At 68.7% G+C, this 13,060-nt stretch carries 13 protein-coding genes and 1 pseudogene; 5 read left to right on the forward strand and 9 right to left on the reverse strand.

Annotated elements, in window-relative coordinates; translation table 11 throughout:
* Positions 1-27 precede the first annotated feature (27 nt).
* Together ACFUJR_RS22160 and ACFUJR_RS22165 are read right to left on the reverse strand one after the other, a co-directional pair.
* Positions 28-858, reverse strand: a complete 831-nt coding sequence (locus ACFUJR_RS22160) for a recombinase family protein (protein WP_327374502.1) — start codon at positions 856-858, stop codon at positions 28-30.
* Positions 859-1,834: 976 nt separating this feature from the next.
* Positions 1,835-2,185, reverse strand: a complete 351-nt coding sequence (locus ACFUJR_RS22165) for a hypothetical protein (RefSeq protein ID WP_327374503.1) — start codon at positions 2,183-2,185, stop codon at positions 1,835-1,837.
* Between the two features lie 371 nt (positions 2,186-2,556).
* Here ACFUJR_RS22165 and ACFUJR_RS22170 point away from each other — a divergent pair, with 371 nt between their 5' ends.
* Positions 2,557-2,706 (forward strand): hypothetical protein, encoded by a 150-nt coding sequence (locus ACFUJR_RS22170; RefSeq protein WP_327374504.1) that lies wholly within the window; start codon positions 2,557-2,559, stop codon positions 2,704-2,706.
* Between the two features lie 69 nt (positions 2,707-2,775).
* Here the strand turns inward: ACFUJR_RS22170 and ACFUJR_RS22175 are convergent, their stop codons facing one another.
* Positions 2,776-4,164 carry a recombinase family protein gene (locus tag ACFUJR_RS22175; protein WP_383173595.1) on the reverse strand — a complete coding sequence of 463 codons (1,389 nt, stop codon included), beginning with the start codon at positions 4,162-4,164 and terminating at the stop codon, positions 2,776-2,778.
* Between the two features lie 144 nt (positions 4,165-4,308).
* On the opposite strand from ACFUJR_RS22175, the pseudogene ACFUJR_RS22180 reads away from it, so the two are divergent.
* A pseudogene (locus tag ACFUJR_RS22180) lies at positions 4,309-4,407 on the forward strand (peptide-methionine (S)-S-oxide reductase); the annotation flags it as partial.
* A gap of 28 nt (positions 4,408-4,435) precedes the next feature.
* Here the strand turns inward: ACFUJR_RS22180 and ACFUJR_RS22185 are convergent.
* The 3 genes from ACFUJR_RS22185 to ACFUJR_RS22195 all read right to left on the reverse strand — a co-directional run bounded on the left by ACFUJR_RS22185 (position 4,436) and on the right by ACFUJR_RS22195 (position 7,315).
* Complete coding sequence (locus tag ACFUJR_RS22185; RefSeq protein ID WP_383173598.1) at positions 4,436-4,792, reverse strand: DUF1330 domain-containing protein; 357 nt, start codon at positions 4,790-4,792, stop codon at positions 4,436-4,438.
* Positions 4,793-4,882: 90 nt separating this feature from the next.
* A complete protein-coding gene (locus tag ACFUJR_RS22190; RefSeq protein ID WP_383173601.1) occupies positions 4,883-5,935 on the reverse strand; it encodes an NAD(P)-dependent alcohol dehydrogenase in 1,053 nt (350 codons plus the stop codon).
* Between the two features lie 165 nt (positions 5,936-6,100).
* The gene (locus ACFUJR_RS22195) at positions 6,101-7,315 is read right to left on the reverse strand and encodes an RNA-guided endonuclease InsQ/TnpB family protein (RefSeq protein ID WP_383173604.1); all 1,215 of its coding nucleotides are present in this window, start codon (positions 7,313-7,315) and stop codon (positions 6,101-6,103) included.
* A gap of 51 nt (positions 7,316-7,366) precedes the next feature.
* Between ACFUJR_RS22195 and tnpA the strand changes: the two genes are divergently transcribed.
* On the forward strand, positions 7,367-7,795 hold the full coding sequence (gene tnpA, locus ACFUJR_RS22200; RefSeq protein WP_383173607.1) for an IS200/IS605 family transposase: 429 nt from the start codon (positions 7,367-7,369) through the stop codon (positions 7,793-7,795).
* 112 nt (positions 7,796-7,907) lie between these two features.
* Entirely contained in the window at positions 7,908-8,768 is an 861-nt protein-coding gene (locus ACFUJR_RS22205; protein ID WP_383173610.1) for a helix-turn-helix domain-containing protein, read from the forward strand.
* A 94-nt stretch (positions 8,769-8,862) separates the two neighbouring features.
* On the opposite strand, the gene ACFUJR_RS22210 is transcribed toward ACFUJR_RS22205, so the two are convergent.
* Positions 8,863-10,131 (reverse strand): Ig-like domain-containing protein, encoded by a 1,269-nt coding sequence (locus tag ACFUJR_RS22210; RefSeq protein WP_383173613.1) that lies wholly within the window; start codon positions 10,129-10,131, stop codon positions 8,863-8,865.
* A gap of 314 nt (positions 10,132-10,445) precedes the next feature.
* Complete coding sequence (locus ACFUJR_RS22215; RefSeq protein WP_383173616.1) at positions 10,446-10,787, reverse strand: hypothetical protein; 342 nt, start codon at positions 10,785-10,787, stop codon at positions 10,446-10,448.
* A gap of 109 nt (positions 10,788-10,896) precedes the next feature.
* Here ACFUJR_RS22215 and ACFUJR_RS22220 point away from each other — a divergent pair, with 109 nt between their 5' ends.
* Complete coding sequence (locus tag ACFUJR_RS22220) at positions 10,897-11,157, forward strand: LAETG motif-containing sortase-dependent surface protein (RefSeq protein ID WP_383173619.1); 261 nt, start codon at positions 10,897-10,899, stop codon at positions 11,155-11,157.
* Positions 11,158-11,230: 73 nt separating this feature from the next.
* Here the strand turns inward: ACFUJR_RS22220 and hutH are convergent, their stop codons facing one another.
* Positions 11,231-12,802, reverse strand: a complete 1,572-nt coding sequence (gene hutH, locus ACFUJR_RS22225; RefSeq protein ID WP_383173625.1) for a histidine ammonia-lyase — start codon at positions 12,800-12,802, stop codon at positions 11,231-11,233.
* Positions 12,803-13,060: the final 258 nt, after the last annotated feature.

Consider the following 13,060-nt stretch of genomic DNA (forward strand, 5'->3'; position numbering starts at 1 on the left):
GGCCAGTCGCGTCCGTGTGCGCCTGTCTCAGCTCTCTCCGAGGTGGCGGTACAACGTGGCGCGGCCGATTCCCAGGGCCTTGGCGATGGCTGTGACGCTGTCTCCCTTGGCGTGCCGGGCACGGGCCACGGCGAGCTTGTCATCGTCCACGACAGAGGGACGCCCACCGACGTTGCCCTTACGGGCCGCAGCCTCCAACCCCTCCAACGTCTTCTCCCGGATGCCTTCCCGTTCCACCTCTGCACTGACGGCGAGCACGGCGAACACGATGGCACCTGCCCCGTTCGGGTCGTACACCCCCTGAAGCGGACCGGACAGGAGTTCCAGTTGGATGCCGTCCGCTTGCAGGGTGGCGGACAACGTCATGAGTTCCGCCGCACTGCGGGCAAGACGCTTCATCTCGACCACGGTCAGGATGACCGGCTGATTCGGCGCGGCTGCCTTGATCTCCCGTGCCAGCGCGAGCGCCTTCTCAAGCTCCGGCCGCTCCTTCACACGGGTACTGATCCTCTCCGAGAACACGCGGGTGCAGTCGGCACGGGCAAGCATGTCCAACTGGGACTGGAGCTCCTGTCCAACAGTGCTGCACCGGGCGTAGCCCAGTCGGATCGCTGCGCCCGGTATCGCGTCGGACACCTGTGTGACGGGCGTGCCTTCCGTCCACGCCTTGCCGGGGTTGCGGTCGGCCGGAGTCTTCACGGTCAGTTCCGCCTTGAGCGCGGGCACCAGGGCGAAACGGCCCGTGTGGTAGTTCGCTGCAACCTTGCCCGTGGTCGTACGGCAGGGGCTACCGGCGGGGGCATCGCACTTCGGGCAGGCGTGACGCTCGACCTGATCGGCCGGAGTGTTCGTGGTCATGGACGAGACCGTCTCACAAACGTGTCCCGAAAGCCAGCCTCAAGGGAGACGTTTCGGGACGGGTTACGAGACGTCTGGGTGTGGGCGAAACGGACACGCCCCGAGCCTGGTCCGCCCGTCCCGAAAACGAAGGTTTACGAGACGCCCCCTCGTGGACGGTCGTGGTGCTCGTGCTCGCCGCCTCGGATGGCGGGGCGCTGGTGCGCCCGTCTCAGGCTTGCCCTCTGCCCTGACCTTCTGCCCTGTCGAGCGGCTGCGTGCCGTCTGCCAGCCTGCCGCTTCGCTCTCGCCCCTTGTGAGGCTTGCGGCCTGTCGGCCGTGCGCAGAGCCGTACGCCTGGCGACGGCGAAGGAAAAGGCAGGGACTCACGCCTACCCAAGGGCAACGGCGGGGGGTGGGGGCATGACCCCCCGAAGGGTCTTTGCTCGACCGCCATGTCTTGGCCGCGCAGATCCTGCCACGGTTTCAAGGCTCGCCAGCGCCGCGACGCAATAGAACAGCGGCGGAGGAATGCCAGCTCAGGGCGCCACGGCAGCCTCTGACCAGCGGTCGAAGACCGCACAAGAGTGACGCCTCGCGGGCACTGGCCAAGCAGCTTCGCCATGCGGCCGCGTACGCGACCCAGCCCGGTTGGGTTACCTGACTTGGCTCTGCCGGCCCCTGCGGGGCCGCCCCTTCGTCATGGCCTCGGACTGTGGCGGCCGGACGGCCGCCCTTTGCTCCTCACCCTTTCGCCGCTGCCTCAACACCAAGTGGGCGCTGCCGCGCCCCTGCTTTCCTTCGCCGCTGACGTACGCCGCCTCGGACTGTCGGCCCCTCCGGGGCCGCACTTGTGACCACGCAGGATCGGGGCCGAAGGCCCTCATTCCGTGATGGCTATAAGGAGATAAAGAAGCAGCGAAGGTTTCCGCAGCTCAGAGCCTGTGCCGGTAGGCGCTCCACGTGTACGCGGTACTCATTCCACGCCTACCCCCGGTCAGGCTGCTCGGTGGATGCCATGCACCTTGCAGGACAGGGAACCTCTGGCCGTGTCGTACAGGTGGCCAGGGAGCACGAGACACCGAGCATCGGATGAGGGGCTGACCAAGCCGAGATCCTTGGCCGACTTGATCGCGCGACTTACGCCCTGCTTCGGCTGAGGCTGGCCGTCCTTGCGGGTGAGGATCGCCGCGAGTTCCCCGGACGCCAACTCGGCGTGGCCCAACTGGTTGGCCTTCCCAAGGGCGGCGAAGTGAACGCGGAACGCGAGGTCGAAGCGGGTGTCACGGGCCATGCGCCGGTACTCCGGGCGCGAGATGGCGGCCCACTCCTTGAGCTTGATGGGCAAGCGAGAGTCCTCCTTGTGAGGCGCGTGAGCGCCCTCCATCCCCGTCGAGCGGGGGTCATGTGCTCCTCTCTGCACGGGGTGGACGGGTCGACCAGGGGGCACGACCGTCATCACAGGAGTGTGCCCGGCTACGTCGCGCCGGGCCGAACACAGCCTATCGGATGTACCCGTGCCGCTCTTGGGCAGATCCGATGCGAACATCACGGCGGGATTCTGCCTCGGATCAGCGGGGGATCATCTCAGGAACAAGTCAATGACCCCCAAATCCCTTGCAGATTCACGGGATTCCATATTTCAAATACGCGCGCGCGAAGGTAGAATTGAACGTTGCTCTCGCCGCGCAACATATAGCCCAGGGGAAGGACTTCCGTTTGACCAACATCACTGCTCGCGAGTGGGGTCGCCTTCAGGCTGCCAAGGCTCCGGCCTGGAGCGAAGAACGATGGCAGCGCGTTTCCACCATACTCGGCTTGGAGTTCGAGCATCAGAACTCGGCCAAGGCCACGCGCAAGCAGCGGTAGTCCAGACCCGCAACACGAACGAAGGGGCACCAGCCGGATGGCTGTGCCCCTTTCCGTTTCAGCTCGCCGTCAGTCACGCCACTTCGGGACCAGCAGGTCAGGGTTGAAGGGGCGTCGGCCTCCGCCGCCTACCGGCAGGACGATCACCGCATGCAGTGCCTCCCTGATCAGGGCGCGCTTCTGCGCCAGGTCCAGCCTGCCGGAGTTCCAGCGCTCGCGTACGTCGCCGGTAACCTCGGCTGCACGCTGCTGGTTGAGGACATGACGCGTCCGGTCCGCACGTAGTTCCTTGACCCGGGATTCCATCCTCTGGTTCTCAGGGAAGAACAACTCATCCGAGATCTGGTCCTCCTGCCAAGCCTGGAGCAGCTTGCGCTGCTTCCGCGTCAAGCGGTCCAGCTCGTCTTCCCCTGCCCATTTCCCGTCCACATGCGCCGTCCTGGCTGCCCGTTCCTCCAGCTTCGCCAGCACTGCTTCCGTGATGAATTCGTCAATCTTGGCGCCATTGCGGCCCGTGCCACCGCAACCCCCCATTTCCTTGCTGGGACACTGATACAGGTAGCCGCCGGAGAGATCCGGTCGCATGGCCGCGCGGAGGGGCGAGTTGCAGATCCGGCCGTCCGCATCGGGCTTTCCGCATCGGAGGATGCCGGTCAGCAGGTACGAGGGGGTTCGGTAGTCCGTGACCGTTCCGTCAGACTTCACGTTGGGACCGACACGGGCCGAGAAGACGGCGTCGATGGCCATCCACTGCTTCGGGGTGATGATCGGCTCCCAGCGGCCCACCACCGGCACACCGTTGGCATCACGGACCAGTTCTCCGTTGTGCTTCCGCCACCCGCACAGCCGCGGGTTCCACAGCGCGAGCTTGAGGGAGCGGCTCGCCCACTCCTTGTCGTTGATCGTGCGGACGCCGGCCTCCCGCCACTCTCGGAGGATCGAATGCATGGACTTGCCCGCGATCACCTCACGGGCGCCCTTCGCCAGCCACGCCGCTTCCTCAGGCTCCAGCGTGAGCTTGTCGTCCTTCCAACCAAACGGACGCTTGCCGCCCACCGGGATGCCCAGCTCGGCACGGGCACGGTGCGAGCGGCGCGCACGCCGCTGCATCTTGCGCACCTCCATCTTGGAAATGACGACGCCGAAGAGGCCCATGGACTCCACGTCCTCGCTGTAGAGGTTCTTCGACCCCTTGGCGTCGGCGTAGAGCCGCCCTTCCTCGTACGTGAGCGCGTCCACGAACCGCTCGTAGTCTCCGGCTCTGCGTGTGAGCCGGTCGTCCGCAACGACGATGACGCCTCGCACCAGCTGCCCGTCAGGCAAGTGGCCGGCCTTGAGCGCCTTCACCATGGTCTCGAAGTCCGGGCGCACCACACCCGCCTTCGCCGCCGACAGGTCGTTGTCGGTGTAGCGGTGCACGATCGTCCAGCCGAGACGGGCCGCCGTCTCGCCGTTCACCTTGTGCTGGTCCTCGACGCCGTGGCCGTCCCTGGCCGTGTCGGCGGAGATACGCGCGTACGAGACAACCGGGATCACCGGTGCCGCTTCGTTCACTTCCCACCCCTTTACGAAGAGTCACTAATTCTACGCAAAGAGAAGTGGTACCACCAGCAGTACCTGGACAAGAACCCGGCCGGCTACTGCGGCATCGGCGGCACGGGAGTCTCCTGCCCGATCGGCGTCGCGAGGGCCGACGGCTGAGGCCGATGGCACGCCGCCGGAGTTCGACTCAGGCCGGGCCGGCTGACGCGGTGCGCATCGCGGCGGCGGTCGCCGCCGGGTCGTAGCCGGGCGGGACGCCGTCGATCAGCAGGATGTCGCCCGGGATGTGGCGGGTACGCAGCGGGAGGATCTCCTGGTAGGCGGCGGAGTCGTACCAGGAGCGGGCGGCCTCCATCGACGGGAAGGCGATCATGACGAGGGCGCCGGGCCACTCCCCCTCCAGGACCTCCCGTTCGGGAGCACCGTGCACGAGGAAGCGGCCGCCGTAAGGGTCGAGCGTGGACTGGATGCGCTCGATGTACACGAGCACCTCGTCGTCCGGGGCGGTCTGCGGGCGGAGGTTCGCGAGGGCGTAAGCGGTCATGACGCAAGCGTGCCGGGACATGCCGTACGGGGTCGATTACCCCGCACGTCATGCCCCGGCGCGCGCCCGCTCACCTCGTGGTGGGAGCGGTCAGATCGTCGAGGTGTCGATCACGAAGCGGTACCGCACATCGCTCGCGAGCACCCGCTCGTACGCCTCGTTGATCTGGTCGGCGCGGATCAGCTCGATCTCCGCGCCCAGGCCGTGCTCCGCGCAGAAGTCGAGCATCTCCTGCGTCTCGGCGATACCGCCGATCATCGAGCCGGCGAGCGTCTTGCGGCCGCCGATCAGTGAGAACAGGTTGAGCGCGACCGGCTCCTCGGGAGCGCCGACGTTCACGAGGGCGCCGTCCGTCTTGACCAGCCTCAGGTAGGCGCCGAAGTCGATCGGGGCCGAGACGGTGGAGATGATCAGGTCGAAGGAGCCGGCGAGCTCGGTGAAGGTCCGCGGGTCGCTGGTGGCGTAGTAGTGGTCGGCGCCCAGCTTGCGGCCGTCCTCCTGCTTCTTCAGCGACTGGCTGAGCACGGTCACCTCGGCGCCGAGGGCGTGGGCGATCTTGACGCCCATGTGGCCGAGACCGCCGAGACCGACGATCGCGACCTTCTTGCCCGGGCCGGCCTTCCAGTGGACGAGCGGCGAGTAGAGGGTGATGCCGGCGCAGAGCAGCGGGGCGGCCTCGTCGAGGGCGAGGCCCTCGGGGATGCGGAGGGTGTAGTTCTCGTCGACGACGACGTGGGTGGAGTAGCCGCCGTACGTGGGTTCGCCGTTCTTGTCGAGGGCGTTGTACGTGCCCGTCGAGCCGCCCGTGCAGTACTGCTCCAGGCCCTGGAGGCAGTACTCGCACTCCCGGCAGGAGTCGACGAAGCAGCCGACACCGACGCGGTCGCCGACCTTGTGCCGGGTGACGCCGGAGCCGGTCTCGGTGACGACGCCGGCGATCTCGTGGCCGGGCACCATCGGGAAGATGCCCTCACCCCAGCCGTCACGGGCCTGGTGGATGTCGGAGTGGCAGATGCCGGCGTACTTGATCTCGATCAGGACGTCGTGCTCGCCGACCGGACGGCGCGGCACGGTGGTGCGCTCCAGCGGGGCGTTGGCGGCGGGGGCGGCGTAGGCGGGGACGAGGGAGACGTTCGTGGTCATGGCGACCAGCCTGCCGGAGCGTCCGCAGTCCACCCAGACCTCTGCTGTGCCTACGTCCAGCGTGCCTACCACCGGCAGGGTCAGGAACACCTGTCCGGCCGGTCGTACGACCTGGGATAATCGGGACGCGTGACTCCTCCCCCTCGTGAACGAGGGGGCTTCTCGCTATGCCGGGTGGGCGTCGCGACGGACCAGCCCGGCCCGTAGAACGTTAAGGGCGCCCACCGTGTCCGCGTGTGCGTGGTGGCCGCACGCCTGGCAGTGGAACTTCTCCTGGGTGGGCCGGTTCTCCTTGGCGGTGTGCCCGCATTCGGGACACTGCCGTGAGGTGTCGCGGGGGTCCACGGCCATCACTTCCCGCCCGGCACTCTCAGCCTTTGCGTTCAGGATCGTCAGGAACACCCCCCATCCGGCATCAGCGATCGATCGGTTGAGCCCGGCCTTCGCGGCGGCCCCGTTGGGCAGGAAGCCGCCAGGCTGTCCGGGGTCGGGCTTCGGTGCGGGGGCCTTGCTCATGTTGCGGATCTTGAGGTCCTCGTGCGCGATGAAGTCGTGTGCGCGGACCAGGTCGAGGGCCGTCTTGTGTGCGTGGTCGAGCCGCTGGCGGCGTACCTTGCCGTGCAGATTGGCGACCTTCTCCACCGCGCGCTGGTGATTCCTGGTGCGGTTCCTGGCCTTGCGGCGCGGGAACCGGGACAGTTCCTGCTGCGCGGCTTCGAGCTTCGCGGCGGCCCTGCGGCCGTGGCGCGGGTTGGGCACGAACCCGCCGCCCGAGTCGGCGAGGAAGTTGACGATGCCCAGGTCGATCCCGGCCACGCTGCCGGTCGCGGGCAGCGGTTCGGGCGTCTCCTGCTCGGCGGTCAGCACGACGAACCACTTGCGGCCCTCGCGCTTGACGCTGACGGTCCTGACCCTGCCGGCCACCGGCCTGTGCTGGTTGACCTTGACGTGACCGACACCCTGGAAGCGGACGCGGGTCACCGGGTCGTGCGGGGTGGAGTTCCACCGGCAGCCTTCCCCGTCCTTGGGGAAGTCGACCGTGTCGAACCAGTTCACCCCGCGAAAACGCGGGTAGCCGGGGGCGTCCCCGGACTTGACCCGGCGGAAGAACGCCGCGAACGCCTTGTCGAGACGGCGCAGCGTCGCCTGCTGGGAAGAGAACGACCAGCGTCCCTGACGTTCCGGGTCGTAGGCCCGGATGTCTTTGAGCTGCGCGGACTGCATCCCGTACGTGACCGAGGTCTTCGACACGTGCCGGTAGGCGTCGTGGCGTTCCTGCAACGCCCCGTTGTACAGCGAGCAGTGATCACGCAGCATCTCGCCCAGCGCGATCGTCTGGCCCACGGTGGGCCGCATGAGGAACTTGTACGCACGGATCATCTCAGCCCACCCCCTCCGGTCGAGTTCGCTCCCTCACACTACCCTTGGCGTATGTCACCCCGCTGGGGACCAAACCCCGATGTCCGCACCGGACGACATGTTGCATACAGCCTGCATGCCCACTTGGTGTTCGTGACCAAATACCGGCGCGATGTGTTCGATGACGCCATGCTCAAACGCTGCGAAGAGATCATGCGGGAGGTCTGCGCCGGCTTCGAGGTGGAACTGCGCGAGTTCAACGGCGAGGCCGATCACGTCCACCTGCTGGTGCACTACCCGCCGAAGGTCGCCCTGTCGAAACTGATCAACTCGCTAAAGGGCGTCAGCTCCCGATACCTGCGGGCCGAGTACACCGGCAGGATCAACCGGATCGGCATGGGGTCCGTGTTCTGGTCCCGCTCCTACTTCGCCGGATCCTGCGGCGGCGCTCCACTGACCGTGATCCGCCAGTACATCGAAGACCAGAAGCGGCCCATCTGACCGTCACCGACGGACGCGCAGCGAACTCCGACGCTGCGCGCCTCCGGCCCGAGGATGCGTTTCCCTCCCCGGCTGAAGCCGGGGATACCCACGCAAGATTAAGGATGGCCGCATGGATCTCAGTGCCGGACTCAGTGAATTCCTGCGCTCGCGCCGGGCCCGGCTGAAGCCGGAGGACGTGGGCCTGCCGGAGTTCGGACGCCGTCGTCGCGTACCGGGCCTGCGCCGGGAGGAACTCGCGCAGCTGGCGGGCGTCTCCGTCGCGTACTACACCCGGCTCGAACAGGGCAACGGGCGCAACGTGTCCATGGAGGTCCTGGACGCGATCGCGCGGGCGCTGCGGCTGAACGACTCCGAGCGGGCGCATCTGACGCATCTGGCCAAGCCGACGGCGAAGAAGAAGCAGCACCGCGCGGCGATCGTCCGGCCCCAGCAGGTACGGCCCGGTCTGCAGCATCTGCTGGACTCGATGGAATCCGTCCCGGCCCTTCTCGTCGGCCGCCGCCTCGACATCCTCGCCTGGAACCGGATGGCGCGGGCGCTGCTCGGCGACTTCGTCGCGATGGAGCCGGCGGAGCGCAACATGGCCAGGCTGGTCTTCCTCGGGTCCAACGCGCGTGATCTGTACCTGGACTGGGAGTGCAAGGCGACCGAGGTGGTGAGCGTGCTGCGGCTGTACGCGGGCTGCTATCCGGACGATCCCGCGCTGCTCGCGCTGGTCGGCGAACTGTCGGTGAAGAGCGAGGAGTTCCGCTCGCTGTGGGCGGCGCACACCGTCGCGGACAAGGGACACGGCAGCAAGCGGCTGCGGCACCCCCTGGTGGGCGAGATGACGTTGCAGTACGAGTCGCTGAAGGTCTCCGGGACGGACCCGGACCTGGCGCTCGTGACCTACCAGGCGGAGCCGGGGACGGCCTCGGCGGACGCGCTGCGGCTGCTGGCGCAGTGGGGCGTGGAGGAGGTCGCGCGGTAGGCGGCGCCTTACGCCGTGCCGCACACCGTCACCGCATGAGAGCGGCGGCCCCCTCCGTCTCGGAGGGGGCCGCTGTCGTCGGCACGGGGCGGGATCAGACCGCCGAGCCGGCCTTCCACGCCGACCAGCTCATGTTCCAGCCGTTGAGGCCGTTGTCGGGAGCGATGGTCTTGTCCTTGGAGTTCTTGACGACCACGACGTCACCGATGATCGAGTGGTCGTAGAGCCAGGCGGCCTGCTGCTTGGGGTCGCCCGCGCCCTTGACGTCGTTCAGGCCCACGCAGCCGTGGCTGGTGTTGGCCGAGCCGAAGATCGAGTCCGGGCCCCAGTAGTTGCCGTGGATGAACGTGCCCGAGGTGGACAGGCGCATGGCGTGCGGGACGTCCTTGATGTCGTACTCGCCCTTGCCGTCGTCGTCCGTGAAGCCGACGGTGGCGCCGTTCATCCGGGTCTCCTTGAACTTCTCGGAGATCACCATCTGGCCGTTGTAGGTCGGGTTCTCCGGGGAGCCGGCGGAGATCGGGATGGTCTTGACCGTCTTGCCGTCCTGCTTGACCGTCATGATCTTGGTGGCGACGTCGACGGTGGAGACCTGGTTGCGGCCGATCTTGAAGGTGACGGTCTTCTGCTGGACGCCGTAGACACCCTGGGCGCCCTCGACGCCGTCGAGGTCGAGCTTCAGCGTGACGGTGGAGCCCTCGGCCCAGTAGTTCTCGGGGCGGAAGTCCAGGCGCTGGGAGTTGAACCAGTGCCCGACGACCTCCTGGCCGCTGCTGGACGTCACCTTGATGCCGCCCTGGACGGCGGCCTTGTCGGTGATGGCCTTGTTGAAGTTGATCGAGACCGGCATGCCGACGCCGACGGTGGAGCCGTCCTCGGGCGTGAAGTTGCCGATGAAGCTGTTGGCCTGGGAGACGGTGGTGAAGGAGGAGTTCTCGTGCGCCTCCAGGCCGTTCGCGTCCGTGGCGGTCGCCGCGATCTTGTAGAGCGTGGCGCGCTTGAGCTGCTGGGTGGGCTGCCAGCTCGTCTTGTCGGCCGACATCTCACCCTTGACGGCCTCGCCGTCCTGGGTGGTCATCGTGACCTGGGTCAGCGTGCCCTCGGTGACGGTGACCTTGGCGTCGTTGTTGATCGAGGCGTTGTCGGCGCCGTTCTCGGGCGCGATGGATATCTGGGCCTTCGACGTCTTCTGCGCCGCCGCCTCGTCGACCTGAGCCTGTGACTGCGGCGTCTTGGAGGTGTCGGCCGCGCCGCTCTTGTCCCCGTCGCTGCACGCCGAGAGCACCAATACGCCACCGAGCACCGCGGCAGCCGCCGCCAGGCCCCTGCGGCGCTTGCTGTCCGTCATCACACGCTTCTCCATCGTCGCCGAATCCCTGCCAACACTTGCCTGAACATCCATGACACCCCGCCCGGTTCCGTAGGCGCGGGCTTTGTGGGGAACACCACTGAGCAACACGCGCGGACGGTCCGTCCGGTTCCGCACACGGGTCCCGCGCACGGACCTCGTGTCCCACGCGCGGATCCCGTGCAACGGAGCCCGCACACGCATCCCGGGTTGGCGTCCCCGCGGGGACGCGTACCCGGAATGTCCGCGCGGACTCCCCACGGGAAAGCCCCGGGGTGTGCGACGTCTCACAACGTCGCCCCGGGGCTCCCGGCAGAGCGTCCGCGCTGCTAGGCCGATACTTCGTCGTCTTCCTCGTCCCCATCTTCCTCGTCGAGGTCCCACTCCTGGGCATCGGGGTCGTAGTCGATCTCCTCGCTGGTCCAGGAGGCCTGGACCAGGTCGACGCCAGGGACGTCCCTGACGAGGTCGAAGGGCTCGATGAGGTACGCGAGCGCCTCGGCGCTGTCCTCGTGGACGGCGGAGCGGGCGTGCACACGCTCCTCCTCGGGCATGAACTCGTCGGTCTCGATCCGTCCGACGGCCGCACCCGTCAGCTTCTCGGCCTCGGCGATCTCCAGGACGACTTCCACTCGAAGCCGTACATAACGCGATGTCTCGGAAGTGCTCATACGTCGGAGAGTAGGCCGCCCGAGCTCCCGACTTTCCTGCGACCCGCTGTGTTCATTAGCATCGGCGCACCGACCAATTCGCGGTTTCCGCAAGGAGGATCGAATCTCTGTGTCCGTCGCTCGACGTCCGCTGCTGACCGCCACGGCGGCCGGGGCGCTGCTCTTCGCCCTGTGGTTCGTCCCGTCCGCGAACGCGACCGGCGAGGGTCGCGTCACCGCCTCCGAGCAGGAGCGCGCGGCGAGCGGGGCGCGGCTCGCGGAGACGGGCGGCCCGGACACGACGCCGTACGTGATCGGCGGGACGGGTTTCCTCGCGGTGGGGGCCGGGTTCGTGGCGCTGGCGATGAGACGCGGCGGCCGGGCGTACTGAGACGCGTGCGACGACGTAGGCGGCCACCCCCGGGCAGGGGCGGCCGCCTACGTCGTTCCCGGGTGCGGGTCCGTCACGCCAGCGGGCCGGTGACCGGCTCCACGGCGGCGACGAGCTTCCCCTCGCGTACGAAGGCGTCGGTGGCCGCCAGCTCGGGGGCGAGGAAGCGGTCCGGGCCCGGGCCCTCGACACCCGCGGCGCGCAGGGCCCCGATGGCGGCCTGCGAGGCGGGGGCGGGGGTGAGGCCGCGGCGCAGCTCGATGGCGCGGGTGGCGGTGTAGAGCTCGACGGCGATGATCCGGTTGAGGTTGCCGATCGCCGTGCGCAGCTTGCGGGCGGCGGACCAGCCCATGGAGACGTGGTCCTCCTGCATGGCGGAGGACGGAATGGAGTCGGCCGAGGCCGGGACGGCCAGCCGCTTCATCTCGCTGACCAGCGCTGCCTGGGTGTACTGGGCGATCATCAGGCCCGAGTCGACGCCGGCGTCGTCGGCGAGGAACGGCGGCAGTCCGTGGGACCGGTTCTTGTCGAGGAGCCGGTCGGTGCGGCGCTCGGCGATGGAGCCGAGGTCGGCGGCGGCGATGGCGAGGAAGTCGAGGACGTACGCGACGGGGGCGCCGTGGAAGTTGCCGTTGGAGCGGACCTGGCCTTCCCCGGAGCCTTCGGCCTGGGAGGTGCCTCCAGCGAGGACCACGGGGTTGTCGACGGCGGCGGCGAGCTCGCGCTCGGCGACCGTACGGGCGTGGGCCATGGTGTCGCGGCCGGCACCGGCGACCTGCGGGGCGCAGCGCACGGAGTACGCGTCCTGGACGCGCGGGGCCTCCTCCTCCTGGAAGTGGCCGGTGAGCCCCGAGCCCTTGAGCACGGCGAGCATGTTGGCGGCGGAGGCGCCCTGGCCCGGGTGGGGGCGGATCGCGTGCAGCTCGGGCTCGAGGACCTTCTCGGTGCCGAGGAGGGCTTCGAGGGAGAGGGCCGCGGTGACGTCCGCGGACTTGTAGAGGGTGTCGAGGTCGGCGAGGGCCATGATCAGCATGCCGAGCATGCCGTCGGTGCCGTTGAGGAGGGCGAGACCCTCCTTCTCGCGCAGCTCGACGGGCTGGATCCCGGCGGCGGCCAGCAGCTCACCCGCGGGCTTCACGGTGCCGTCGGGGCCCTCGGCGTCACCCTCGCCCATGAGGGTCAGGGCGCAGTGCGAGAGCGGCGCGAGGTCGCCGGAGCAGCCGAGGGAGCCGTACTCGTGGACGACCGGCGTGATCCCCGCGTTGAGGACGTCGGCCATGGTCCGGGCGACCTCGGGGCGGACACCGGTGTGGCCGGAGGCGACGGTCTTGAGCCGGAGGAACATGAGCGCCCGCACGACCTCCCGCTCGACGCGCGGTCCCATGCCGGCGGCGTGCGAGCGGACGATGTTGCGCTGGAGCTGCGCCCGCAGCTCGGGGCTGATGTGCCGGGTGGCGAGGGCCCCGAACCCGGTCGAGACGCCGTACACGGGCTCGGGCTTGGCGGCGAGCGCGTCGACGACGGCACGGGAGTCGGCAAGCGCCTGCACGGCCTCGGGGGACAGCTCGATGCGGGCGCCGTGGCGGGCGACGTCGATGACGTCCTGGAAGGTGGTTCCGGACGTGCCAAGGACGACTGAGTGCATATCCATATTCAGCACCCTACGGACTGAAGACCTCCATGTCACTAGCGGAGTGCCGGGGCGGTGCGCCGCCGGCCCTCGGCCCGCAGCGCGTCCACGTCCCGCAGCGCGTCCACGTCCGCCGGGCCCGGGCGCAGGGCACAGGGGTACAGCTCGGCTCGGGGCCCTCCCGCCGGCGGCGAGCGATGCCGGCCGCTCCGGGGCCGGCTGGCCCGCCTCGTACACGCCGCCCGCCGCGTACACGCCGCCCGCCGCGTGCGG

The organism is Streptomyces sp. NPDC057271, assembly GCF_042668715.1.
Lineage (GTDB): Bacteria > Actinomycetota > Actinomycetes > Streptomycetales > Streptomycetaceae > Streptomyces.

Excerpts from the sequence above, each read along its gene's own strand:
- ACFUJR_RS22160 (WP_327374502.1), bottom strand. The coding sequence starts at position 858 with ATGACCACGAACACTCCGGCCGATCAGGTCGAGCGTCACGCCTGCCCG.
- ACFUJR_RS22215 (WP_383173616.1), bottom strand. The coding sequence starts at position 10,787 with ATGAGCACTTCCGAGACATCGCGTTATGTACGGCTTCGAGTGGAAGTC.
- ACFUJR_RS22205 (WP_383173610.1), top strand. The coding sequence starts at position 7,908 with ATGGATCTCAGTGCCGGACTCAGTGAATTCCTGCGCTCGCGCCGGGCC.
- tnpA (WP_383173607.1), top strand. The coding sequence starts at position 7,367 with ATGTCACCCCGCTGGGGACCAAACCCCGATGTCCGCACCGGACGACAT.
- ACFUJR_RS22190 (WP_383173601.1), bottom strand. The coding sequence starts at position 5,935 with ATGACCACGAACGTCTCCCTCGTCCCCGCCTACGCCGCCCCCGCCGCC.
- hutH (WP_383173625.1), bottom strand. The coding sequence starts at position 12,802 with ATGCACTCAGTCGTCCTTGGCACGTCCGGAACCACCTTCCAGGACGTC.
- ACFUJR_RS22195 (WP_383173604.1), bottom strand. The coding sequence starts at position 7,315 with ATGATCCGTGCGTACAAGTTCCTCATGCGGCCCACCGTGGGCCAGACG.
- ACFUJR_RS22185 (WP_383173598.1), bottom strand. The coding sequence starts at position 4,792 with ATGACCGCTTACGCCCTCGCGAACCTCCGCCCGCAGACCGCCCCGGAC.
- ACFUJR_RS22210 (WP_383173613.1), bottom strand. The coding sequence starts at position 10,131 with ATGGAGAAGCGTGTGATGACGGACAGCAAGCGCCGCAGGGGCCTGGCG.